Genomic DNA, 468 nt, shown 5'->3' on the forward strand with positions numbered 1-468 from the left:
CTCTTTGTTGTAGCCTAAAATCTCATCGCCTATTTTGATGCCAAAGATGTCAGCATTTGACTTTGGCTCGCTCTTGGTAACGACTAAATTTTTATCAACCGTGTTACCATAATCCACCAAAACTTTATCATCTAGCAAGCTCTCAGGCGACTTTGGCATGACGTTTAAATTTGGCAGATCAAGGCTTGAAGGGGCGTCAATGTCTAGGCTTTGGTTAAATTTCACATCCCCGCTTACTGGCACTTGAAAGAGTAGTTCTTGCCTATCACGCTTTACAATGATGTCCAGTTTTGCGCCTTTTGGAGCAAAAAGCACCATCTCATTTAGCTCTCTTAGGCTCTTTGGCTTGATGCCATTTATCGTAACAAGCTCATCATCAACCATCATCATCTTGCCGCGACCCAAAGGATCAACAAGACCCACAAAAAATTTATCCTCTTTTTGTAAGAATTTCACGCCGATATCGCC

Annotated in this window: 1 pseudogene; it reads right to left on the reverse strand. The window is 42.1% G+C overall.

What is annotated here, in order from left to right:
- Window positions 1-468: pseudogene (locus CYP28_RS01855) on the reverse strand (PDZ domain-containing protein); the annotation flags it as partial.

Source organism: Campylobacter concisus, from assembly GCF_002914195.1.
GTDB lineage: Bacteria > Campylobacterota > Campylobacteria > Campylobacterales > Campylobacteraceae > Campylobacter_A > Campylobacter_A concisus_M.